Here is a 23824-nt window from a genome sequence, read left to right as displayed (position 1 = left end):
TTACCACGACAGTGTTTTATCGAAATCGGCGCCGGTTTGCAGTATTTTAAAATTTTCAGCTTTGCGCAGATCATTGGTTACAGAGACAAGAGCGTTGTTAAGAGCTTCATTTTGACGCTGCATAATAACCATTTTTTTAATGTATTCGTAGAGACTGATATTCCCTCCCGGCTCTACAACATCGCTTAAGCCCAGTATTTTAGCATCTTTTTTTTCCAGTACAACAAAACACTGATAGTTCGCACCTGTTTCGATTACAGGAGATACTTCACCGGTTTTCATCTTGAAAATCTTTAAAAGCTCCTCCATCGGCATACCGAGCTGCTCTGCTGCAAGTTCTGTTTTGCTTACAAATAACTCTCCAGCCTGATAAGCGGAATTTTTCTCCTGCGATTTTGTCCGGATTTCAGTGGTTGCTTTTATATTTGCAGTAAGTTTTTTTTGGATATCTTCTATCGTTTTTTTTGCAGCGCCGGCTTTATTTTCTTTAGGTGCGACTACTAAAAAAAGCTGCACGATATCGGGCTGTACAAAAGATTGTTTATTGACTTCGTAGTATGAGCGGATTTGGTCGTCAGAGGGGCTTGCAATGGACTGTAATTCTTTTTGCTTTTTCTGCATCACATACGCTTGCGCAGTCAGCTGTGTCCGCAGAAAGTTTTTAAATTCCGCAAGGGTCATACCGTTTTGAGCTTTCATATACTCGTCAAGGGACATATTGGTATTTTCCTTGATAAGCTGAGCAAAATCAGTCTCCGTTACTTGCCGCCTTAATTGACTGGACACATACTCATTGAAGTAGTTATTTACTTCGGAGTCCATAATTTTGATACCGTCTTTTTCGGCAGCCTGTACGATTAATTTTTCGTTGATGAGACCGTCAAGAGTTTGTTTCCGTTCTTCAACAGTCATCTTCCGTCCCAGCTCTTTTTCAAGCGCTGAAACACGGGTTTTAAGCTGACCGAGCGTAATCGGCGCCCGTGCAGTGAGTTTAACCTCAGCAATAGGCTGCAGTGTTGTTTGTGCAAACGCACCGGCAGACAAGACAATCACCATACAAAATGAAATTAAATATCGTTTCATTACATCCTCTTCGCGATTTTGATTATCAGTAAACAAACAAAAAGCCGGTAAGTTACGCACCTACCCATTAAAACTTTGTTTTTTTTGCATTCTTGGCTATTTTGTCAGAACAGCTCGAATACGTCTGATCCCAGCAGAGGATGATTGCTCTTTTTGGATGGTAAAATGTCCCAACACCGCTGTATGTTCTACGTGCGGACCTCCGCATACCTCTCTTGAAAAATCGCCGATGGAGTAGACCTTTACAACATCTTCGTATTTTTCGCCGAATAACGCCATTGCTCCTAAAGACTTTGCTTCTTCAAGCGGCATCATCTCCATAGTAACCGGTAAATCCGCTTGAATTTGTTCGTTGACAATCCGTTCAACTTCGGCTTTTTCCTCAGCTGTCATCGGTTTCGGATGGGAAAAGTCAAAACGGAGCCGCTCTGCGGTGATGTTCGATCCCTTCTGCTCAACATGATCACCGAGCACCATGCGTAATGCCTTATGGAGAAGGTGTGTTGCTGTGTGGTATGCCGTTGTCTGTTCGGAATGGTCTGCCAAACCGCCTTTAAAGATTTGCTCGCTTCCGGCACGGGACAACTCCTGGTGCTTTTTGAAGGCTGCTTCAAACTCAGGCATATCGACCGTTAAACCGGATTCCCGTGCAAGTTCTTGCGTGAGCTCAATGGGGAAGCCGTATGTATCGTAGAGCTTGAAGGCAAGCCGCCCGGGAATGAGTTTTTTGGGGTTCTTTAAGAGGTTCGGCTTCATCTTTTCGTATTCGGCTTCGCCTTTTTTCAGTGTTTCAAGGAAGCGTTTTTCTTCAGCTTCCAGCTCTGCCGTAATAGCCGCCGCTTTTTCTTGTAATTCGGGGTACGCCCCTTTGTATTGTTCGATGACAACCCGTGCCGGAGCGGAGAGGAAAATGCCGTCGATACCAAGCTTTTTCCCATGCCGGACAGCCCGCCTGATAATACGGCGCAGCACGTATCCTGCACCAATGTTGGAGGGCACTACCGATTTGGGGTCTCCAAGGATAACCGTTGCTGCACGGATATGGTCACAGATAATGCGGACAGATACATCTTTTTCAGAATCGCTGCCGTACCGGTAGCCGGTTATGCCTTCGATTGAGCTGATAAGAGGGGTGAAAATCGGGGTGTCGTAGACTGATTTTTTGCCCTGCAGCATAGCTACCGTACGTTCTATTCCCATGCCGGTATCTACGCAGTGCCGATCCAAAATGCGGTATGAACCGTCCTGCTCTTTGCGGTACTGCATAAACACGTCATTCCATATTTCGACATATTTACCGCAGCTGCAGCCCGGACGGCATTCCGCACCGCACACGGGTTTTCCCGTATCAATGAACATTTCAGTATCCGGTCCGCACGGCCCTGTTTCTCCTGCCGGTCCCCACCAGTTATCTTCGCGGGGCAAAAAGTGAATCCGCTCTTTGGGAATACCGAGCCGAGTCCAAATCTTCGCCGATTCGGTGTCGCGGGGTACTTTGTCGTCTCCTGCAAAGACAGTAACGGAAAGTAAGTCAACCGGAATATTGAGGTAGTCCGGACTGGTGAGAAACTCAAAGCTGTATTCGATTGCTTCTTTTTTGAAATAGTCACCGAGTGACCAGTTTCCGAGCATTTCAAAAAAAGTGAGGTGCGATGCATCTCCCACTGCCTCAATGTCTCCGGTGCGTATACATTTTTGATAGTCTGTTAAGCGGGTTCCGGCAGGGTGCGGTTCTCCCATCAGATAGGGCACAAGCGGGTGCATACCTGCGGTGGTAAACAATACCGTGGGATCATTTTCAGGGATTACCGATTTGCCGGAAATTTCCGTGTGGTTTTTGCTTTTAAAAAATGCGATATACTTGGAACGAAGTTCGTCTGCTGTAATGTTCTTATTCATAAGTGAATATAGTAAAAAAAGCTGCCTAACCTGTCAACTATCCGCATTGCACCCGCTGAAAGGTTTTGGAATTGACAGGATATACCGGTATTCTGCATTGTTTTTATAATCTTTTCACGAAGGTAACCGATAGACGCACAGAGCATCCGAAGCATGGAGACAACTTTTCAATGCTCACGTATTCGTGCAAAGGGTTAATGTTCACACGCTGTGCCGTAACACATGGAACCTCTAGCATCCGTGCCGGATTGCACATACAATGCAAAACATTGAGTACTGCGGGGATGCCTCAAAAGTTGGTTACCTTCGGGGTATCCCCAGCGAGTTTAAGATTAAGTAAACCTGTTCGGAAACTTCCGTTTCTGAACAGGTTACCTTGAAATGCGATGTTCTAAATCGTGCTATTTGCGCGATTTAGAACTCGTCGACCTATTCGAAAACGCAGTTATCGAATAGGTCGAGTCTTTATATATCAATGACTTAATTTTAAGCATCGCATCTAAATCTCAGGAAACTGACCAAAAACTGAAATTTTTTGACAATTTCATTACTTAATTAAATTTCATACTTGTATACCTGTGGACACCTTCTTGTTCTGTTGTCGGCAAGAACCCCCGCCCAAGGACATAGGTATCCATGAATATCAAAGCTTGGTTCTTTGAACCGATACCGGTAGTTACATCGGTGTAGTAGGCACTTTTCCAGCGTGCGCCGGGGGTAAACAGCTCAAGTGCTTTGGAAAGATCAGCCAAGCTGTCTTTTTCTGCTTCACCGTCAATAATGCGGCGGGCATATTCACCCAACCCGGCACTGACACTAAAGCCGTAAGAGAATGCCCATGTTCCAAATCTTCCGGCTCCGCCTCTATCAATAACAGACTGTTCAACTCGCTTCAAGATAGCAGCAAAGTCTCCTGTCTGTCCGGTCAGGTCAATATCAAGCGCTTCAGGATATCCCATCAGCGGAGACGGCAAATCTGCTTCAACAAAGATACCGCCGAACAGAAACAGCTGCTTCAGCAATGGGGCTGTGTGGGCATCGTTTGTACAGAAAAATGCAGTGTCTTTTCCATATTTTTCGATCCACTGCGGTACTTGCTCAAGAATAAACTGCTGTGCGCCAGCAACACCGACATCGCTGATTGGGTCAGGAGCTGTTTCAAATATAAATTTTAATCCAAGATCATTGCATGCTGTTTCCATAATTTGACAGCGTAATCTCAAGGTTTCATACGATATATGGCGCGGGAATGAAATATGTACAAATGTTTTGGCACCGAGTTCTTTTGCTGCCCAGATAATGGTATAACCGCGTGAAATGAAATCATTACTAACTGCCATATCGGCAGCAGCTTGAATAACAAGCGGATCTTCATGGGGTTCGCCTGTAAATAATAAAATGCCGGGATGTTGTTCCCGAACACGTTTAAATGCTTCTGCTGTACCGGGTATTCCTTGGTTTACGATAATAGCCTTCATTAAAGGATCTTCCGCAAGGGATGCAATCTGTGTAATAATTGTTTCTTGCTGTGACATAAAGTCATCAGGATAGGTAATATGCTGAATCATACCGCCGGTTTTAACTGAGCCGTACATTTCGATCAGTTTTTCAGCACCGCGCAGATCATCTTCCGACTGAGACCCCGTGCCTGTTACGATCCCAATGTGATACGAAGCTCTTCCGCTCTTTGGTGCAGCGATTTCTTGCTTTGTTTCAGGTGTTTCTGCTTTTTTGCTGCATCCTGCTGCAGTTAAAAGTACAGCGCTGACCAAAACAGCAAAAGCATTTATTCCTTTTTTCATGTTAAACCTCTTTTTGCTATGGTAAAGAAACATCTAAAGAAAGCTGTCACTTCTCAAAGTTGATTAAGCTATAGGGAATCTTAAAAAAACTGAGATTTTACAGATGCCCTATAATAACTCCTATGGTGATAGTAAGTTCTTAGATCACAAATGTCAAGTATTTTGCATAAACATACAAAAATGATTGCATAAAAACACTAAAATTGTATTTTTATACAAAGAAATAGTATGACTGCCGGTATGAAAACTTTGTTACAGTTTTACGAATGATGAAATCAACACCCCCGACGCGGCATGTGAGCATTACCCCTCCGCACGAATAAAATTGATAAAATTTTTCAAGTAAAGCTATTACCCGATTTGCATCAGCTCAAACAGGCTGTTGAATGCTTCGATGGCTCTGCTGCCGTACTCCGCAGATAGCCGATTACCTACAGCGGAGACCGCTGCTTTTCCATAGCGCTGCGCTTCTGCCGTTGCATTACTCAGAAGGGTAATAGCGCGTTCAACCGCAGGAGAATCGCTCCCTTCCTGTTGAGCTTGTGTAAAAAGCGCGGTGAGTAGAGGCGCATCATCGGGATATTTTTCTATATGGAGAATAACCGGCAGGCTTTTTTTTCCTTCAACAATGTCATCGCCTCGTTTTTTTCCGGCGTTTCCTATCGTGATATTTTTTACATCATCAATAATTTGAAAACCGACTCCTGAGTCTGCAAACACCGACGAAAAGGCAGCCGCTTCTGCATGAGCTTTTCCTGCCGCCCGCATTCCGGTATACACAGCCAGGACTGCCAATGCACCGGTTTTTAATTTGATCATCCGCTCATAATCCTGCCGGGATGGGAAAAAGCCTGGTGTACGGTGCCAGTGAATATCGAGCGCTTGACCTTTATGTAATGCCTGTATCTGTGTAAGCGCTGCTGCATACAGATCGAGTTTTATGTCTGCGGGAGCCTGATATACTTCAATTGATTTGAGCGCCTGAAAATACAGCCAGCTTCCTGCATTGAGGGCGGAATCCAATCCGTACACAATATGGGCAGCCGGTTTTCCGCGGCGCAATTCAGAATTATCTTCTATATCGTCATGGATAAGACTTGCCGTATGGATGCCTTCAATTAAAGGAGCAAGCGTATAAATATGCTCGTCGGTTCCGCCTGCAAAGGTATACGCAAGCAGCATTAATAAAGGTCTCCACCGTTTGCCCCCGCCGGAAAGAAGATTTGCACACGGTGCGGAAAGAAGGGTAAAAGCATCCGTATTGTGCACCGGAGTATGATTTTCACCGGCTCTTACATTGGATTCAGCGGGTACGCGGGAAAATGCTGTATGCAGTGCATGTTCTATTTTTTCAAGCTGTTGCGTAAATGAAGTATTCATAGTACTATCATAGCTGATATTTTAAAAAACGGAAACCTCTACACGTAAAACAACACGCACATTGTCGGCAGCAGACGGGCGGACAGTTCAAAAAAGAAGTTCTTGAGAGGTTTGTAATTGTACATAATAGGTCTGTTCGATAACGCAAGTTGTCGAACAGATCGACGAGTTCTAGCTCGCACAAATAGCACGGTTTAGAACATCGCATTTCAAGGTAACCTGTTCAGAAGAGGAAGTTTCCGGACTTGTTTAATCATTGAAAAACTGAAAGGAATACGAAAATCATGGGAAATCAGTATCAAGAACCGGACTATTGGTCACGGAAAGCTTTTACGGAAGGCTATCCTGCACGCTCAGTATATAAACTGGAAGAGATGCAGAAAAAATTCAATCTGTTTGGAAAAAACGATACTGTTTTGGATTTAGGTGCAGCGCCGGGAAGCTGGACAACATTTCTCCTCCGGTTTCTTTCTCCGCAAGGGCGAGTATGCGCCGTAGATTTACAGCCCCTTTCCGAACAGATACAAGACACCCGGCTCTCTTTTTTTCAAGGTGATCTCACTGATCCTGCGATGCTGGCTGCCGTAAAACAACACGGTCCTTACCGCTCTGTGATCTGTGATGCAGCGCCTGCTACAACGGGGAATAAAACCGTCGATACAGCCCGTTCGGCTTCCCTTGTTGAAATGGCGCTTTATTATGCGGAAACACAGTTGGAAAGCCATGGGAACTGCACTATTAAAATTTTTCAGGGCGGTACCGAACAACAGTACCTCAAACACATGCGGACACTCTTTAAAACTGCCCGGGCTTTTAAGCCTGAGGCATGCCGCAGCACTAGCTTTGAAACATATCTAATCGGGTTGGATTTTAAAGGATGAGAGGCTCATGTGTGCAGTTTGACTCGTCGCTGTCTCTTGAAGAAGCTCTTGTATTACTTGCTACCCTTAAAAGAGGCTTCCCACTCTAACGCCGGATGAACAGAAGAGCCGTTACTTATCCGCAAGACTTTCCAGCCATGCCGCTAGCTTTTCTTCATAGCGCGGAAAATTCTGCCGCCACCATTGTGAACAACAAAAATAGGTTCCGGCTATTCTAATGAATAACATCTGTTTGCACTGTATGCTTTTTCTGCTATACTTAAAAACATGGAAGAGCGAAAACAAGCGGCAAATAGAAATTATAAAGATTCCGTCTTTGTAGACCTGTTTAGCGAAGATACAGCAGCAAAAGAAAATTTTCTCTCATTATATAATGCCTTGCATAACACGCATCTGGATAATGTATCAGCATTGACACCATTGCGGTTAGAGCAAGGCAAATCCCTCGGACTTGCAGAAGGCAAATCTCTCGGTTCCCGTCAAGCAAAACTTGAAACAGCACGGCTAATGCTGCAACGGAATTACTCGACAGCAGAAATTTGCCTAATGACTGGACTTACTGAGGTCGAAGTAGAAACAATGTGTAATTAAGATAAGTATCTGTCATCAAAAGAGAGCTTTACAGCCCCAAATGTTTGGTTACTATAAATAATGCCGCTTTTTGCAAACTGTGAGCTTAAACGCCCACTTGATAGTCCGCCGAACAGGGTGCACCCAGCAAAACCGAAAAGCGATGCTGCAAGCGAGGCTATCGTCATCCATTTTTTGAGCGTTTCTCCACTGATGAAGAAGCACGTACGATAAGAGACTGAAAAACGGAGTATGTATGTTATTAACCATAACGGCGGAAGGAGAGAATGCCGCAGCTTTAAGCTTTTTGATGCATAAGCATCCCGATAAATTACAGCAGGTTGAGCTGTCAGTCGGTGCTGCATATATATTTTATCCCGAATACGGAACCGAAAAAGTAACAGCGGCTCTCCTTTTGGATATTGATCCCATCGGAATGGTACGCAACGCAAAGAATTTTGCCGGAAAAGATTTTTTATTGGGACAGTATGTCAACGATCGGCCGTATGTTGCGTCTTCTTTTATGAGCAGCGCAATTTCAAAGGCGTTTTCGAGTGCGATGAACGGCAACTGCAAAGAGCATCCTGAATTTATCGATATGCTGCTTGCCTTAACCGCAAAAATTTCCGTGCTGCCTGCACCGCGGGGCGGTGAACTGTTGATTAAACGGCTCTTTGAACCGCTCGGGTATACAGTTGAAGCGGAACGGCACCTGCTCGACACACAATTTTCCGAATGGGGCTATGGAAAGTATTTTACCCTGACACTTAAAAATACCCTGCCGTTGAAGGATTTACTGTCGCACCTCTACGTGCTCATTCCTGTTTTGGATACCGAAAAACACTATTTTATCACACAGAATGAAGTTGAAAAATTGCTGCAAAAGGGCAAGGGCTGGCTTGTGCAGCACCCTGAACGGGAAATTATTATTTCGCGGTATCTAATCAACCTAAAATCGCTGGTGCGTTCTGCCTTTGAAGTACTGCAGGCAGCGGAAGACGGCATCATACCCGACACTGATGATGAGACTGAACAAGATGAACTTACGAAAATAGAAGATACTGCTGCCGCTCACACTCAGCTGCAAAAAGTAAAAAAAGAGCGGCTCCATGACATACGGCTCAAACTTGTCGCAGAAAAATTGAAGCAGAGCGGGGCTGCAAGCGTTATTGATTTAGGCTGCGGCGACGGCAAGCTGCTCAGACTACTCTTAAAAGAAAAGCAGTTTACCCGGATTGCCGGTATTGATGTTTCGTATTCGGAATTGGAAAAAAGCCAAGACAAACTCCACTGGAACGAAATGCCTGAAAAGCAGCGTGAGCGGATTTCGCTCTTTCAAAGTTCACTGACCTATCGGGATAAACGGTTCAGCGGGTTCGATGCCGCAGCCGTTGTTGAGGTAATAGAACACCTCGATCCCAACCGCTTGCCTGCGTTGGAAAAATCGCTGTTTACCTACGCAAAGCCTCAGACCATTGTGCTGACTACGCCGAACCGGGAATACAATGTGCGGTACGAAAATCTTTCAGCAGGAAAAGTGCGGCACAGTGATCACCGGTTTGAATGGACACGCTCGGAATTTGCAGCATGGGCGGAACGGGTTGCGCGTGAAAACAATTATACGGTCGCATTTTTCCCAGTCGGTGAAGAAGAAGAAAACATAGGAGCGCCGTCTCAAATGGCGGTATTTACGTATGGAAATTAGTATACCAAAGACAGCCTTAGTGCTGCTCGTGGGCGCTTCCGGCTCAGGCAAGAGCAGCTTTGCTAAAAAACATTTTGCTCAGTATGAAACCGTTTCGTCGGATGCGTGCCGCGGTATTGTTTCCAATGATGAAAATAATCAGGCAGCCTCAAACGATGCCTTTGAACTATTCTACTATATTATTTCGATGCGGTTGAAAAAAGGCTTACTCACGGTTGCGGATGCAACGAATATTCAGCCTGATGCACGGAAAAAACTCATCAACATTGCCCGCTCCTTTCACGTCCTGCCTGTTGCCATTGTCTTTGATATGCCGCAGGAGCTATGCGAAAACAGGAATAAGGAGCGCACAGACCGGAACGTTTCGCCCCATGTTATCCGGCGGCAGCTGCAGGACTTAAAGCGTTCCCTCCGGAGCATAAAAAAAGAAGGCTTTGTAAAACTCTACACATTCCGGTCGGAAGAAGAGTCTAATGCCGTTACTTCGATTATACGGGAGAAGCTCTATAACGATAAGGCTGAGCTGCATGGTCCCTTCGATATTATCGGAGATGTACACGGCTGTTACGAAGAGCTGATTGAGCTGCTGCGAAAACTCCGCTATATAATAGAAGAAACAGCAGATGACGGAACAAACTACGGGTTAAAAGTCAGCCATCCTGAAAACCGCACGGTCATTTTTTTAGGTGATTTGATTGACCGAGGCCCCGCATCGCCCGCTGTACTCAAACTGGTTATGAGCATGGTTAGAAGCGGTACTGCGCTCTGTGTACCGGGCAACCATGATATGAAACTCTACAAAAAGCTCACCGGAAAAGCAGTGCAGGAAAAACACGGCTTGGCTGAAACACTCCGGCAGCTGGAAGGTGAAACTGATGTATTCAAAAATGACCTAAAAGAATTTTTGCAGGGGCTTATCAGCCACTATGTGTTGGATTCAGGAAAGCTCGTAGTTGCCCATGCGGGACTCAAAGAGGAGATGCAGGGACGCGGTTCGGGAGCAGTACGCTCGTTCTGTCTGTATGGAGAAACCACCGGAGAAACGGATGAATTCGGCTTACCGGTGCGGTACAACTGGGCAGCGGAATACCGTGGACGTGCAAAGGTTGTGTACGGACACACCCCTGTGCCATCCGCACAATGGCTGAACAACACCATCGATATTGACACGGGCTGCGTCTTCGGCGGCTCCCTCACCGCGCTGCGCTACCCCGAAGAGGAACTCGTTTCGGTACCGGCTCACACAATGTACTGCGAACCGGTAAAGCCACTTGAGGTAGCAGAACTCAGCAGCGCGACAGGCCAAGCAGTCCTGCTGCCAATGAACGAGGAGGCAGTACCTCCAGTTGGCAGCGGAACAACGCAGCCGTCGGGGGACAAAGCAGCAGCACGCACCGCTGGCAGCAAAGCTGTACAGCCGCCGGTCAATACAGCGGCTTTGAACAGAGCGGCAGTGTACGGTGCATCGAACACGCTGAAAAACCTGCAAGCGGATGGCAGCAACCCTGCACACCATACAATCATGTCATTGCAGCAGCAAGATGATGATGTACTCGATATAGAAGACGTAACGGGGCGGCGGATTGTTCAAACACGGCTGAAACACAACATTTTGATTCGGCAAGAAAACTCCATCGCTGCCCTTGAAGCGATGAGCCGGTTTGCAGTAAACCCCAAGTGGCTTATCTACCTGCCGCCTACCATGTCTCCCTGCGAAACAAGCACACTCGACGGCTTTTTGGAATATCCCGCCGAAGCAATCGGCTATTACAAAAACCGCGGGGTTCAAGCGGTGGTTTGCGAAGAAAAGCACATGGGTTCCCGTGCGGTACTCATTATCTGTAAAGATGAACAGACCGCAGCGCACCGCTTCGGTATTACCGGGGAAGGCTTTGGTATCTGTTATACCCGCACGGGGCGGAATTTCTTTAACGAACCGGAAACCGAACAAGCGTTTCTAACAAAGGTACGGGATGGGCTTACCCGTTCAGGCTTTTGGGAAAAGCATCAGACCGATTGGGTGTGTCTGGATGCAGAACTGATGCCGTGGTCGGTAAAGGCTCAAAGCCTTATTCAGGCGCAATATGCAGCAACGGGATCTGCGGCGCTCAATGCACTTGCGGAAGCGGAAGCAGTGCTGCATTTAACGGCACAGCGCGGTATAGAAGGCGCTCACGAGATGCTGCATACCTTTGCAGAGAAAAAGCAGGCAGCGGAAAAATTTGTTTCCGCATACCGCGCCTATTGCTGGGAGGTTACCGGCATTGATGATTACAAACTTGCGCCGTTCCATATTTTAGCAACAGAGGGTGCTGTTCATGCCGATAAAACCCACCAATGGCACATGGAACAGATCGCCGAGATATGCCATGCGGATTCCACGCTTTTTAAACTAACGCCGTATAAAATGGTGCATTTGGACAACGAGGCGGAAATTGCCGATGCGGTAGCGTGGTGGCTTGAGCTGACGGGTAGGGGCGGCGAAGGAATGGTGGTAAAGCCGTATCAATTTACCGCTTATGGTACGGACGGTACGCTTTTGCAGCCTGCCGTAAAATGCCGTGGGAAAGAATATCTCCGGATTATCTACGGTCCGGAATATTGCAAGCCGGAAAATCTTACCCGGCTTAAAAAACGGGGACTTGCAAAAAAGAGGAGCCTCGCCCTCCATGAGTTCGCCCTCGGTATCGAAGCGCTCGAACGCTTTGTACGGAAAGAACCGCTCCGGCGTATTCACGAAAGTGCATTCGGCGTGCTTGCTATGGAAAGTGAGCCGACCGACCCGCGGCTGTAAAGAATAGGTTATTTCCCAAAACGGTATCGGAACCCTGTGCTGAGATTGATTAAATCAAATCCCGCAGGGATAACCGATAATGACAGATCCCATGCATTGTTAACGCAGAAATTACATTCAAATTCACCGCCATACCAAATAAAACGATATTCCCACTTTTCGAACGGATTGCCTTTTAAGAATTTTTCTGCTATATCATAGCCCTTCAGCCGAAACCAACTTTGCCGGTATATCAGGGTCGGACCAATTCCTATATTTACTGAAAATTGCTTAATTTTGAACAGACGGAGCCGGAAACCAAGATGCGTGTACCCTAAAAATTGCAGTGCGCAATCGCCATATAAGCCCTGTACAAATTTTGCTGAAAGTATATCATCAACAATAAAATATTCGAAATTTAGTGTGCCTCCGGGATTATACACAAACACTCCGCGGGAATCAAATTTAAGCGGCATGAGCGGCGCATTAGGGGAACCTTTAGGATGCAAGCTAAAACTTATAAATTTAACCCCGGCAGCGAACCGTTCTGCATACAGCGGCGTTATTAAGCACAACAATATTCCTAAACAAAGATTTCTATTTATTTTGATCAAAGATGAATAACGAAGTATAGAGCCAATTGACATAACAGAGATAAGTATCCGTATATTATATTGCGGAACTGTATAATACACGGATAAGCATTTTTATTTTGTGACTTTTATTGTTCTAGAGCCTATAGAGAACGGTCCTAAAAATAAATTGATCAACCAGTCAACGAACCCGTAATACGTTTCAATTTTATAGTCAGCAGTCTCACCGGCTACTGTGTTTGTATCTGAGTTCCCTAGCGGCACTAATCCCCATAGAGCATACCACTGGCGGCTCTTTTCTACTACGCCGGTTTGTGAACCTTTTCCTACGGTATGCCTATGTGACATACAGCTTGCTCCCATGGTTGTGAGGGCAATCAAAAGTAATAGCAGTGAAATCATTTTTAAAACACTGTGTTTTTTCATAGCAATCCTCCGGTTTATTGTACTGTGTTGTATGTGATGAAGTTCGGTTTCTTATTTTAACGGTTCCGCAATATCCGTATTACTCTTGGCAAAATAGATATACGTTTTCACCTTACTTCAGCACCAGCTGACCAAGGAGTCCCATAACCGGGAACCTGCCCAACTGCTTAAACCTGCCTAGTCAGGGACAACAGTTTAAGATAATAAATTTCCTTCCATATTACCCCCCCCCCCCCCTCTTAATGTCAAGTAGACGTGGATTATGCAAGTGGGAGCATTAAAATTATAAAGCTGTATTGCATAATAACTTATGTTATTTTCTTTTATAATATTTTAGCGAAAATTATTAGCATAATCTTTTAGAGTATCTGATTAACAAAGAGTGGGTACCGGTCATGCAGAAAAGAATTTCTATTTGACAAAAAACAGAAGGAGAGGGCTGTAAAATTATGCAGAAAAAAGCCCTCTAAAACACATCTGTCTTAGAGGGCTTTCATACAAGAGCTGTTTCACCGGTATTATTCCGGCGTTTCTTTATATAGTCCTTGCACGATCTCCGTATCTTAGCGCTTATTTTGGTAACCGCAAAAGCTCAGAAAGTGCAAAGGCAGCTATCAGAGAAGCTGCGCTGCATATTTTAGAACACTGTCTGCTCTGTAATCGGTGTTTGTAACGCTTTTAATGCCTTTTCAACAAGCGCACGGCGTAATTCTTTTTCGTCTTTTGCATTCATTGCCGGGTTTCCAAGCGGGTGCGGAATTGCTACCGCCGGTACAATTCTATTTGCACCTACTGTCTTTGAAATCGGAACGACGGTTGCAATATGCACAACCGGCAAAACTTTCTCGATTTCTTTAACCATCGTTGCACCGCAACGAGTACAGGTGCCTCACGTGGAGGTAAGAACGACTGCCTGAACACCGGCGTTTACAAGCTTTCCGGCAATTTCAGCAGCAAAGCGCTTTGCATTCGCAACGCTGGTACCGTTACCAACAGTTGTGTAATAGAAGTCGTGCAGCTTTCCGATTTTATGCTCACGTTCCATATCACGCAAAACATCAACCGGCAAAACACGGTTGGGGTTTGCATTACAGTAGGTTGGGTCATAACCGCCATGTGCTGTTTCGCTGTTTTCGGATGTCAGCTCTGCAAGTCCTGCAATGGAGTACTCGCCGTAGTGAGAAGCAGAAGAGGCTTCGATATGGTCGGGGTTTCCCTTCGGGACAACACCACCGGAAGTAACCAATGCAACCACTGCCTTGGAAATATCGGCAACGGGTGCATGCGGCGGTACGCGGTCGAACACCGGCATCGGATATTCGGTAACAAAGGCTTCGCCCTTGAGCTGCTTCACGAGCATATCAACGGCACGTTTTGCACCGCGATCTTCTGCAAAGTAATTCTGGCGGATACCGCGCGGCAGTAAACCGTCAGCTTCAACATCGATTGCTTCGCCGTTTAATACTTTCTTTGCAACCGCTGCGATTGCCGGTACTGCTTTCCGCATATCGGCAGCAGAGTTCTTTGTTTTCACCGTGTACATAAATGCTTTGAACACATCGTACCCGGGGTTTTCTTCGTACAAACCGGAGATGGCAGGAATACCAAGCCCTGCAGCAGCCTTTGCAGCACCGCCGCATGCCATACCGTAACGGCCTGCGTTAAAACCGGGACCTGCGATCAGGAGGTCAGCTTCCTCTTTCTTGAGAACATCCTGAATAAATGCCATACACTCATCGGTATGATCGTTAAAATAGTTATCACCGCAGATAATTGTCTTAACAATCTTCCCGGCATCGCCGAGACCGCCCTGAATACCCATACCGGGTCCGGCATTTCCGTCGATTACCTCAATTTTGTAATCTGCTACATCTTCTCCGCCCTTTCCGGCAAAGAATTGATTGATATAATGTACAATCTTTTTCATTGTCTACCTCTTATAGTCCGCGTGCGGATAATTTCCAGAAGCCCAACTCATTGGTTGCTCCGGTAATAACCTGGAGCTCTGCTTCAATGCTTCCGTCTTCATGCAAACTGCCATCCCATGCACCGGCAATAACATTTGCCTGTTTGGGATCTCCAATTACCACGTCCATCTTCGGCAGCTTGATAACCTGATTAGCGTTTCCGTTGGACACAACTGCATCAGCAGAGGGATGAGCGTCAGCAAGAGACTGGCTTGCACCGTCCTGACCTGCATATTCGTCAGTCAACAATACGGTTTTAATGCCCTTTGCAGCAATCTTGCGGCAGTTCATCATCAAGTCAGCATCCGGATTTCCAAATCCTTCCTCGGAGATAATAACTGCATCAAGTCCAAGCTGTTCAGCAAGCCGCGCAGTCAAGGATGAAGAGCGTTCTTTGTCCGCCAAGGTTACGTTCTCGTTGGTAACGATAACACCGATAAAGTTATAATCCTTTCCGTGCCGTTTGTACAGCTCATGGATAACGGGACTATTCTGGTGTACGTAGGTGGGGTTTTTATCACAAGCAGAAACGCAGTTACCGCTCACAACCGCACCGTCCATAGATTCGGTGGGGTACATAATCGTCGGTACAATCTGCTTAACATCGATACCGTAGTAGTAGGTATCATGCAGCAAGCCCTGGCTCTGGAGTGCATACACATAGCCGACCTTCGGGAGATTGGGATATTGCTTTGCCTGTTCAATGGGATTTAAGGTTTCGTATACTTCGGTTTCTGCTGGAGCAACGGATTTTGCAGCAGCGCCTAAATAGCGGGCGGTTTTCAGCCCCATTAAGCGCAGGGATTTTTCTTTAACGGCACGGGTAGTATCATCTTTAACCGTACCTTCTACAACGAGATTGACTGTACGGGAGAATGGCGTGTACTCAGCGCCGGGACCGCTCATATCGATAATACCTTCCTGGAAGCCGACGACCGTACCGGTTGTTACAACCGCAGCGCCGCGGAGGACAGCTGTTTTACCGGAGCCTACGGTATCTTCTTCACCGGTAAAAAATCCGGGGAAACAAACACCGCTTCCTTCGATTTTGCAACGCGGCTCGATAACGTCCTTGACAGAAATAATACGGGTTTTATCTCCCGGCTTTGTAATTGTCAGCGAAACATTCGTGATAAGCGGATCCTCTTTGATAAGAGCGATAAGCTCATCTTTGTTGATTTCGAGACAAGTTCCTTTGATAGCGGTCTTGTCGGAAAACCGCATCTCATGAATAGGGATAATTCCCAGTTCAAGCTTCATAGTGACCTCCTGTACTTTTTTGAAAGGGGGAACAGAACCCCTAATGTGTACTATATATTATCATTTTATTGCAAATAGTGGTAACTGTCAATTTATTCTATATATATTTATATTTACATATTTTTATTAAAATAGCATCAGCGTACCGACCGGCGTTCAATTTGCACGCCAAGCCCCCGGAAACGCTCTACAAGACGCTCGTAGCCCCGCTCAATTTGATACACGTTTCTAATAAGGCTCTCTCCGCGTGCACAGCAGGCGGCAATGACGAGCGCCATTCCCGCACGTACATCAGGAGAAACCAATTCGGAACCGTGCAAGGTACTGGGGCCGGTAACAACCGCGCGGTGCGGGTCACAAAGGGTAATACGGGCACCCATACCGATAAGTTTATCTACAAAAAACATACGGGACTCAAACATTTTCTCGTGGATAAGCACGGTGCCTTCCACCTGTGTGGCAATGACTGCCATGATGCTGGTAAGATCAGCAGGAAAACCCGGCCATGGGGCATCGTCAATTTTTGGGATCATCCCGCCGAGATCGCTGTTAACCTTTAAGCTTTGCTGCGCTGGTACGGTTAGATTAGTCCCATCGATTTCCCAGCGAATGCCCAATTTATTGAATGCCAGCTTGATCGGACGCATATCAAGCGGGTTGATGTCGGTGATAGTAAGCGAACCGTGTGTTACTGCTGCCAATCCGATAAAGGAACCTACCTCCATGTAGTCTGCCCCAATGCGGTATTCAGCGCCGTGCAGCTCCTTTACCCCTTCAATCGTGAGAATATTGGAGCCGATACCACTGATTCGCGCCCCCATTGCAATGAGCAGTTTACACAGATCCTGTACATGGGGTTCGCTTGCAGCATTCGTAATAATGGTGGTACCTTCAGCGGTAACCGCTGCCATTACAGCATTCTCAGTCGCCGTTACCGATGCTTCATCTAAAAAGATATCTTGTCCAATGAGTTTATTTGCTGTAAATAGAAAATGACCATTGATTTTTACTTGAGCGCCCAGCTCTGTCAGCGCCAAAAAATGAGTATCGAGTCGTCGTCGTCCAATAACATCCCCGCCGGGAGGAGGCATGGAGGCTTTACCGTATCGTGCAAGCAGCGGTCCCGCAAAGAGAATTGATGCGCGTATTTTTTGAGAAAGCGGAGGTGGAATTTCACAACCGGTTACCGTTTTGAGCTGGAGAGTATATTCATTTTGCGCCAGTTTGGTTACAGTTCCTCCGAATGACTTAAATATATCGAACATCACAGAGACATCTTCAATTTCAGGAAGATTTCGTAACGTCACCGGTTTGTCGGTCAAGACGGCGGCGGCAATACAAGGAAGTGCAGCATTTTTATTGCCGCTTGCTTTCACGGTTCCCTTTACCGGAAAGCCTCCTTCAATATAATACTCATCCATGCGCTGCTCCCAATCCATTGACTTGTCAAACCGCCGGTACGGAACACAGATATGTTCCAAGTCAGCTGTTTTCGGTACATCCATGACGAGTTTAAAATCACGTCTTGTTATAGCAATGACTTAATTTTAAACTCCGCCGCTACAACCAAGGAAGCTGTCCAAAACCGAGGTTCGGTACAGTCTCTTTTGACGGATTGCACGAATTCCATTTACCAGCTATTTTACACTGCTGAGGTGTTGTAATACGCACAATCCAACAGCAACGGGCTTTTCCTTTCTTCTAAAGCGGTAAGGTTGAAGAATCAATGAGACGTTGTATTTTTTCTTTCAGATCAAGACGGATAGGCAACAGCGGATAATCCGGTTTATCAATAAGCTCCAGGAAAAGCTGTTTTTGTCCGATAGGGTTAACTTCTATCAAAAAATCAATTTTACCGGTTTGTTCTCTTCCCAGAATATTATAAATGGCCACTGCCTCAAATTCTTCACGATAATAGATCAGTGAATTCTTTTTTTGAATATCGATAATATCTTCTACAATCACGGTTTCCGTCTCCGCCTAAATTAAAAATGATAATACCCCATTTATCAGAGCTTTGACAAGGGGTGCCAATTCATATTCGGCTAAATCACCGACCAGTATAATATCTTTTTCTTCAATACCGGTAACAATATCTTGCAAAAAAGCTGTTATCTCCTTTTGGTATTCTGCCAGCAGTTTCCCTTCAATAGAAATGTCAGCAGGTAGTCCCGTTATATCGGATAAAAGCAAGGCTCGGTAGAACTCATTCAGCTTTTGAGAAAGAGATTCAAGTAGGGCAAGTACTTGCGTATCCTTACCGGTTTGCATATACACCGGAATTTGCTCGAGAGCAGCCGCAGTTGCAAGCAGTTCTTGTGCAAGACTTCGCATGTAGCTGCGGATATCTGCTCCCGAAACCGTTGAAAGCTCAATAATAATATCGGCATCAACAGGTTGTGCAAAAAGATCATCCAGCTTTTCAGCCCCAAGCTCTTTCCCATCCGCCGAAACCGTTACTATTGTCTCCTGAGCCTTCCTGCAAGCTGCTTCAATCGAACCCAATAGTTCCCCTACATTCTTTTCCGTCTCAAGGCTATACGAAAGGACCTCTCCATTTATCTTTATCACCATATCCTCAATCTCCTAATTATCCGAACTGCCCCTATTTTGCTTACTAAAATTACTGATCATATCCGACTGCTTTTGCAAACTCCGGAGAGACCCATCCATATTTCCATATTTATGACGCAGCGCCTGCTCTTTCTTTTCAAGTTCTTTATCGTAGCGCGCAATTTTATCTTTACTGGTTTTAATCTGAGCGGTTAAGCCATTTGTCCGTGTAGAAAAAATCCCCCCGCGCTGCACGTAGGGATCTATTTGCTTAAATACTTGAAAGGCAACGCCGTCATCAATCAATACATCGTTATCGGTATCGTAACCAAAAAGATATCGTACATCTTCTATCGAGGTTTTGAGCGCTTCATCCAGCTTTTTTTCATCAATCTCCAAATATCCGCGCAAGCGGGATTCGTTCACGCCTGAACTTGTATCTGATTTTGTCGAAATACCGATCTGAGCAAGCGACCGTATATCGGTGTCTGCATTTTTTCGGTACACATTGCTGACAATTTGGCGTAAGCTGTTTTTTAGACCGGACAAGGTTGTGTCGCCAAAGAGCTTTCCGAGGTTTTCTTCCGCAATTTTGCGCTCGTCATCGGTAAAATATTCAAGTTCGTCAATAACCGTATGCTGATTACTGGTTACAATATTAATTTCGGCTAAAAGTCTGTTATACTTTGCAACAAATTCGATAATAGCATTCTTTGCAGCTTCCGTATCGGGTTTAACGGCGATCGTTTCTTTCTTATCGGTTTTATCTTCGAGCTGCAACGTTACACCGGGGATTAAATCATCTATTTTATTGGTACTCCGTTTAACGGGTATACCTTCAAAATTCAGCACAGCCTCTTGCGCTTGAGAAACAGGATTCACCGGAATATAGTCTCCTGTTGCTTTCGGATCATAAATTCTGATATTACTCAGCACAGCTATCTTATCGGTGTTGGTATTCTGCACCGTAATACCGGCAATATCTCCGTATTCGCTCAAGGGGATGGTAAACGTTTGCCTCTCTGTTGTTTCGGCAAGGGGCGGCAGCGGGATAACCGTTCCACGGGGAGCATAGAGAGAAAGAATATCGTAATTTTCTACACGGGCAACCGATTCGGTACCGGCTGCCGCACCGAGCGCTTCGGTAGTGAGGCTGGAATCGCTTAAGGCATTGGTTATGCTCACCCCTTTATAGGAGACAGAACCGGGCTGTTCATACACAAGACCCGCCCCAGCTGCGGACGCAGCATCTCCGGTTCCGGCAGAGCCTTCGGTAAGAGCGGCAGAAGCAGTATTTTGCAGCTCCGATGCTGCGGAGGCGCTCCCTGCTGCAGCAGCTCCGCCCCCCGCGGTTGCAGGCTGCAAGGCAATGCTGTATTCCAATGTATACTGCTGGGCTGCCCGCACCGGTTGTGCAAAGGCAATCCGTTCGGTAGATTGTGCAGCCACAGCTGTGTCTGTTTTTGCGGGTTCAATCGCAGAGCGGTCATTTTTCTTGATAATGCCGTTTTCAAGGGCAAAGTCAAGAGCATCATCGGTAAATTCAAGTTTATTGGCTTCTCCGGTCAGCTGAGATTCAAATAGAAGAGAAACAGCAGCGGGTGATGTTTTTATCTCTGAAACACAGATAATGTTCTTGCCTTTTTTATTAAGCGCTTCAATAAAACTGCGGTATTTACCGCCCTGCCAATTCAGCGAAACCGTTTTTTCTCCGACGGTAAAACCGTATTGCCCCTTCGGTACCTGAAAATCTTTCGGCACTTCTTGCGATAAAAAACTATCAGCCTTGGCTATCTGATCGATAGAGATTTTAAAAGTTTGCCGGCGGGCATCTCGCGAAGCAGTAGCTGTGACAGCCCGCTCATTTGAGGAATCAACTGTTTTTTCGACAAAAGGGGTGTTAAATGAATATAATTCCCGTGTTGTATCGCGGATATCCGAAGAAAATTGCCCGATTTTACGCCAAATAGTATTTTGCTGCTCGTATTTTTTGAGATCTTCAGCAGCAGAATCCCGCGGGGCACGCTCTTTTTTCATCAGCGTTTCAATAAGATTGTCATATTTTCCGGCGCCTATGCCTGGAATAGCCGTATCGGACACTCGTACCCCTCTCGTATAAAAATCCTGCAGACAGTGCCAATATGGGGAACCTCTAAAAATGAAATTTCAAAAACTCAAGAGGTCCTCGGTAGTTGCTGTATTTTAAAGACTGCCCAGTAAACACTATCTGCTGCAATTATCGGCGTAATTGCCGAATTTTAAAGATGGATCGTAAGGAAAGATTTAAATAAAAAAAAAAGGAAGAAGAAGGGCGCGTCTTCTTCTTCCTTTCAGCTCGGGAAAAGAGATAACATCCAGTATTCTCTTTTACTCTCATACCTGCTGTTGAATCACGTATTACGAGTATATCCCAATCTTATGAGCACTATTGTAAAAGACGTACAACAGACTGAGGTTGTGTATTTGCCTGTGCGAGCATTGCTGTGCCGGACTGCATCAATATCTGATTCTTGGTGTATTCGACAACTTCTTTCGCCATATCAGCATCGCGGATGCGTGATTCAGCTGCCTGCAGGTTTTCTGCTGCGATTGCAACACCGTTATAAGCAAGTTCAAAGCGGTTCTGGTATCCGCCGAGGTCTGCACGCTGTTTGCTAATCTGCTTGAGAGCATTATCAAGGGTACCGATAGCCATATTAGCCCCATCCATTGAAGAAAGGGTAATAATATCGCCTTCACCACCTTGTGCACCGCCTGTAAGACCGAGAGCAGCAGCAGTCATTGTGCCGACATAAATCTTCTCGGACTGATCCATATTTGCACCAACTTGCAACTGCATAGCACCTGTTTCGGAGTTTTCGGCAAAGCGTCCGGTGAGCAGGTTCATACCGTTAAACTGAGCATGGCTTGCAATGCGATCTACTTCGTCTACGAGCTGAGATACCTCAACCTGTATCTGCATGCGATCTTCAGCAGAGTAAATACCGTTTGCAGCCTGAACTGCCAATTCGCGCAAGCGCTGCACAATGTCAGTAGTTTCTGCTAAATATCCTTCTGTTGTCTGGATAAAGGAAACACCATTCTGTATATTCTGACCAGCCTGATTCAGACCGCGGATTTGGCTTCTCATTTTTTCAGATACTGCAAGACCAGAAGCATCATCACCGGCGCGGTTGATACGCATACCGCTTGAAAGTTTCTCTATGTCTTTTGCAATTCCTGTTCCGACAAGTCCTGTGTTACGCTGCGCATACATAGCGCTCATGTTGTGGTTAATAATCATATAACCCTCCTTGAAGTCTACATCCGGCATCCATGCCGGTCTATTCCCGTATAAAAACGATACCGGAAATCGGTTGCGCCTTTTCCTACCGTTTCTACACAGTATTATTAACTTCCTACCTCAGAAAGAGGACAGAACGTTAATAATACTGTTATACAGGGCTTCTTAAGGGTGTTTTTCAAAGATCATGCCGTCAAAGCATCAACGATATTTCGCAGTGCTTTACGATTACAAAGGCAGTATACTCTCTTGCAAAAAAAATAGCAAGAGAGTATCGGCATATTTTGCCTTATAATTAAGGCACTTTTAGCGCAAAAGCGAGAGAATCTGCTGACTATTGGTATTTGCCTGCGCCAGCATTGCAGTACCAGACTGAGTAAGAATTTGATTTCTGGTATACTCAACCATTTGCTTTGCCATATCAGCATCGCGAATACGGGATTCTGAAGCTTGCATATTCTCTGCAGCAATATCGATACCGGTAACTGCAATCTCAAGCCGATTCTGATAAGCGCCGAGGTCTGCACGCTGCTTATTAATTTTCTTCAATGCCTCGTCGAGTGTTCCAATAGCATAATTTGCATCTTCAGCTGTCTCGATGGACATTACGCGGTTATCGCTGAGATCGCGGACACCCAATGCCCCGGCAGTCATGGTGCCGATGTACACACGAATGCGCTGATCCATATTAGCGCCGATATGCAGCCACATTGATGCAGTTGCTGTATTTTCTCCGACAGCTTGAGCAAAACGTCCTGTCAACATATTCATGCCATTGAATTGCGCTGAACTTGCAATGCGGTCAACTTCTGCAATAAGCTGAGAAACTTCAACCTGAATGTACAGGCGATCTTCTGCAGTATAGATACCGTTTGCTGACTGAACAGCTAATTCCCGTACGCGTTGCATAATATCGGTTGTTTCCTGTAAATAAGCCTCGGCAACCTGGATAAAGCTGATGCCGTTTGAAGCATTTGCAGAAGCCTGATTTAATCCCCTGATTTGGCTCCGCAGCTTTTCGGAAACAGCGAGACCGGACGCATCATCTCCGGCGCGGTTAATTCTTAAACCGGATGAGAGCTTTTCAATGTCTTTTCCGATACGGACATTTGTAACGCCCACTGAACGCTGTGCAAACATTGCACTCAAATTGTGATTGATGACCATAACATTCCTCCATGGAATAATGTAGTAATGAAAAGCATCCGTGCTTTTCAGAAGGTTCATTTTCAGCGGCTGAATAATTACCGCTAAAAATAGTCAAGTTTACAGGACAAACTTGCTTCGTATTCTACAATGTTACTCACATTGAATAAAATATGTAGAATATCTCCATATCTAGTATCGGAGGTATATGCAAAAAACTTTAGCATTTTTTTCACTTTTTTATAAAAAAATGAGAAAGAGCGGCAGCAGGTCTCTTTACTTAATATAGTTGCTTTTTACGCCTTCTTACCATATAATAACGTATATGCTGAATCGATTTACCGTATTACCGCAGCACCAACCGCCTCTCTCCAAAGCGCAACCGCTATTTTCAGTAGCGGCATATTTTCAAAAGGTAGTTGACACACATAGCTTTGTCGGCATAATCACTCAGCAACTCAGCAACTCAGCAACTCAGCAACTCAGCAACTCAGCAACTCAGC

The 23824-nt window shown here is 45.6% G+C and carries 18 protein-coding genes; 4 read left to right on the top strand and 14 right to left on the bottom strand.

From position 1 onward, the window contains the following. The 4 genes from ACTTJ8_RS02900 to ACTTJ8_RS02885 all read right to left on the bottom strand — a co-directional run bounded on the left by ACTTJ8_RS02900 (window position 1) and on the right by ACTTJ8_RS02885 (window position 6164). The gene (locus tag ACTTJ8_RS02900; protein WP_442720255.1) at window positions 1-1083 is read right to left on the bottom strand and encodes an MOSP complex formation periplasmic protein, TDE1658 family; all 1083 of its coding nucleotides are present in this window, start codon (window positions 1081-1083) and stop codon (window positions 1-3) included. A 96-nt stretch (window positions 1084-1179) separates the two neighbouring features. Further along, window positions 1180-2982: an alanine--tRNA ligase gene (locus ACTTJ8_RS02895; protein ID WP_442720254.1), complete on the bottom strand. Its 1803-nt coding sequence runs from the start codon at window positions 2980-2982 to the stop codon at window positions 1180-1182. A gap of 551 nt (window positions 2983-3533) precedes the next feature. Further along, complete coding sequence (locus tag ACTTJ8_RS02890; RefSeq protein WP_442720253.1) at window positions 3534-4784, bottom strand: DUF3798 domain-containing protein; 1251 nt, start codon at window positions 4782-4784, stop codon at window positions 3534-3536. Window positions 4785-5135: 351 nt separating this feature from the next. After that, a complete protein-coding gene (locus tag ACTTJ8_RS02885) occupies window positions 5136-6164 on the bottom strand; it encodes a polyprenyl synthetase family protein (RefSeq protein ID WP_442720252.1) in 1029 nt (342 codons plus the stop codon). A gap of 281 nt (window positions 6165-6445) precedes the next feature. Here ACTTJ8_RS02885 and ACTTJ8_RS02880 point away from each other — a divergent pair, with 281 nt between their 5' ends. From ACTTJ8_RS02880 to ACTTJ8_RS02865, 4 genes are all read left to right on the top strand, one after another. Continuing rightward, entirely contained in the window at window positions 6446-7045 is a 600-nt protein-coding gene (locus ACTTJ8_RS02880; protein ID WP_442720268.1) for an SAM-dependent methyltransferase, read from the top strand. 267 nt (window positions 7046-7312) lie between these two features. Further along, window positions 7313-7636 (top strand): hypothetical protein, encoded by a 324-nt coding sequence (locus ACTTJ8_RS02875; RefSeq protein ID WP_442715149.1) that lies wholly within the window; start codon window positions 7313-7315, stop codon window positions 7634-7636. A gap of 235 nt (window positions 7637-7871) precedes the next feature. Beyond that, on the top strand, window positions 7872-9320 hold the full coding sequence (locus ACTTJ8_RS02870) for a 3' terminal RNA ribose 2'-O-methyltransferase Hen1 (RefSeq protein ID WP_442720251.1): 1449 nt from the start codon (window positions 7872-7874) through the stop codon (window positions 9318-9320). Further along, on the top strand, window positions 9310-12114 hold the full coding sequence (locus ACTTJ8_RS02865) for a polynucleotide kinase-phosphatase (RefSeq protein ID WP_442720250.1): 2805 nt from the start codon (window positions 9310-9312) through the stop codon (window positions 12112-12114). The genes ACTTJ8_RS02870 and ACTTJ8_RS02865 overlap by 11 nt, the downstream gene beginning before the upstream one ends. Before the next feature lie 8 nt (window positions 12115-12122). Here the strand turns inward: ACTTJ8_RS02865 and ACTTJ8_RS02860 are convergent, their stop codons facing one another. The 10 genes from ACTTJ8_RS02860 to ACTTJ8_RS02815 all read right to left on the bottom strand — a co-directional run bounded on the left by ACTTJ8_RS02860 (window position 12123) and on the right by ACTTJ8_RS02815 (window position 23342). Next, window positions 12123-12569, bottom strand: coding sequence for a hypothetical protein (locus tag ACTTJ8_RS02860; RefSeq protein WP_442715137.1), 447 nt, complete (start codon window positions 12567-12569; stop codon window positions 12123-12125). A gap of 231 nt (window positions 12570-12800) precedes the next feature. Further along, window positions 12801-13112, bottom strand: coding sequence for a Bor/Iss family lipoprotein (locus ACTTJ8_RS02855; RefSeq protein ID WP_442715138.1), 312 nt, complete (start codon window positions 13110-13112; stop codon window positions 12801-12803). 637 nt (window positions 13113-13749) lie between these two features. Continuing rightward, a complete protein-coding gene (gene grdB, locus ACTTJ8_RS02850; protein WP_442720249.1) occupies window positions 13750-15039 on the bottom strand; it encodes a glycine reductase complex selenoprotein B in 1290 nt (429 codons plus the stop codon). Window positions 15040-15049: 10 nt separating this feature from the next. Further along, window positions 15050-16339: a glycine/sarcosine/betaine reductase component B subunit gene (locus ACTTJ8_RS02845; protein WP_442718840.1), complete on the bottom strand. Its 1290-nt coding sequence runs from the start codon at window positions 16337-16339 to the stop codon at window positions 15050-15052. A gap of 137 nt (window positions 16340-16476) precedes the next feature. After that, the gene (murA, locus tag ACTTJ8_RS02840) at window positions 16477-17760 is read right to left on the bottom strand and encodes a UDP-N-acetylglucosamine 1-carboxyvinyltransferase (RefSeq protein WP_442718849.1); all 1284 of its coding nucleotides are present in this window, start codon (window positions 17758-17760) and stop codon (window positions 16477-16479) included. A 280-nt stretch (window positions 17761-18040) separates the two neighbouring features. Beyond that, the gene (locus tag ACTTJ8_RS02835; RefSeq protein ID WP_442715141.1) at window positions 18041-18304 is read right to left on the bottom strand and encodes a hypothetical protein; all 264 of its coding nucleotides are present in this window, start codon (window positions 18302-18304) and stop codon (window positions 18041-18043) included. A gap of 15 nt (window positions 18305-18319) precedes the next feature. Continuing rightward, window positions 18320-18913, bottom strand: a complete 594-nt coding sequence (locus tag ACTTJ8_RS02830; protein WP_442718839.1) for a DUF8042 domain-containing protein — start codon at window positions 18911-18913, stop codon at window positions 18320-18322. 12 nt (window positions 18914-18925) lie between these two features. Then, window positions 18926-20992, bottom strand: a complete 2067-nt coding sequence (gene fliD, locus ACTTJ8_RS02825; RefSeq protein ID WP_442718838.1) for a flagellar filament capping protein FliD — start codon at window positions 20990-20992, stop codon at window positions 18926-18928. A 325-nt stretch (window positions 20993-21317) separates the two neighbouring features. Continuing rightward, window positions 21318-22175 (bottom strand): flagellin N-terminal helical domain-containing protein, encoded by an 858-nt coding sequence (locus ACTTJ8_RS02820; RefSeq protein WP_442715144.1) that lies wholly within the window; start codon window positions 22173-22175, stop codon window positions 21318-21320. 306 nt (window positions 22176-22481) lie between these two features. Next, complete coding sequence (locus ACTTJ8_RS02815) at window positions 22482-23342, bottom strand: flagellin N-terminal helical domain-containing protein (protein WP_442715145.1); 861 nt, start codon at window positions 23340-23342, stop codon at window positions 22482-22484. Window positions 23343-23824 lie beyond the last annotated feature (482 nt).

The organism is Treponema sp., from assembly GCF_052169735.1.
GTDB lineage: Bacteria > Spirochaetota > Spirochaetia > Treponematales > Treponemataceae > Treponema.
This window is presented reverse-complemented; position numbering and strand designations above follow the sequence as displayed.

Bases quoted from the DNA above. Each gene is read 5' to 3' on its own strand.
- ACTTJ8_RS02900 (WP_442720255.1), bottom strand. From the start codon at position 1,083: ATGAAACGATATTTAATTTCATTTTGTATGGTGATTGTCTTGTCTGCC.
- ACTTJ8_RS02895 (WP_442720254.1), bottom strand. From the start codon at position 2,982: ATGAATAAGAACATTACAGCAGACGAACTTCGTTCCAAGTATATCGCA.
- ACTTJ8_RS02890 (WP_442720253.1), bottom strand. From the start codon at position 4,784: ATGAAAAAAGGAATAAATGCTTTTGCTGTTTTGGTCAGCGCTGTACTT.
- ACTTJ8_RS02885 (WP_442720252.1), bottom strand. From the start codon at position 6,164: ATGAATACTTCATTTACGCAACAGCTTGAAAAAATAGAACATGCACTG.
- ACTTJ8_RS02875 (WP_442715149.1), top strand. From the start codon at position 7,313: ATGGAAGAGCGAAAACAAGCGGCAAATAGAAATTATAAAGATTCCGTC.
- ACTTJ8_RS02870 (WP_442720251.1), top strand. From the start codon at position 7,872: ATGTTATTAACCATAACGGCGGAAGGAGAGAATGCCGCAGCTTTAAGC.
- ACTTJ8_RS02865 (WP_442720250.1), top strand. From the start codon at position 9,310: ATGGAAATTAGTATACCAAAGACAGCCTTAGTGCTGCTCGTGGGCGCT.
- ACTTJ8_RS02860 (WP_442715137.1), bottom strand. From the start codon at position 12,569: ATGCCGCTTAAATTTGATTCCCGCGGAGTGTTTGTGTATAATCCCGGA.
- ACTTJ8_RS02855 (WP_442715138.1), bottom strand. From the start codon at position 13,112: ATGAAAAAACACAGTGTTTTAAAAATGATTTCACTGCTATTACTTTTG.
- ACTTJ8_RS02845 (WP_442718840.1), bottom strand. From the start codon at position 16,339: ATGAAGCTTGAACTGGGAATTATCCCTATTCATGAGATGCGGTTTTCC.
- murA (WP_442718849.1), bottom strand. From the start codon at position 17,760: ATGGATGAGTATTATATTGAAGGAGGCTTTCCGGTAAAGGGAACCGTG.
- ACTTJ8_RS02830 (WP_442718839.1), bottom strand. From the start codon at position 18,913: ATGGTGATAAAGATAAATGGAGAGGTCCTTTCGTATAGCCTTGAGACG.
- ACTTJ8_RS02820 (WP_442715144.1), bottom strand. From the start codon at position 22,175: ATGATTATTAACCACAACATGAGCGCTATGTATGCGCAGCGTAACACA.
- ACTTJ8_RS02815 (WP_442715145.1), bottom strand. From the start codon at position 23,342: ATGGTCATCAATCACAATTTGAGTGCAATGTTTGCACAGCGTTCAGTG.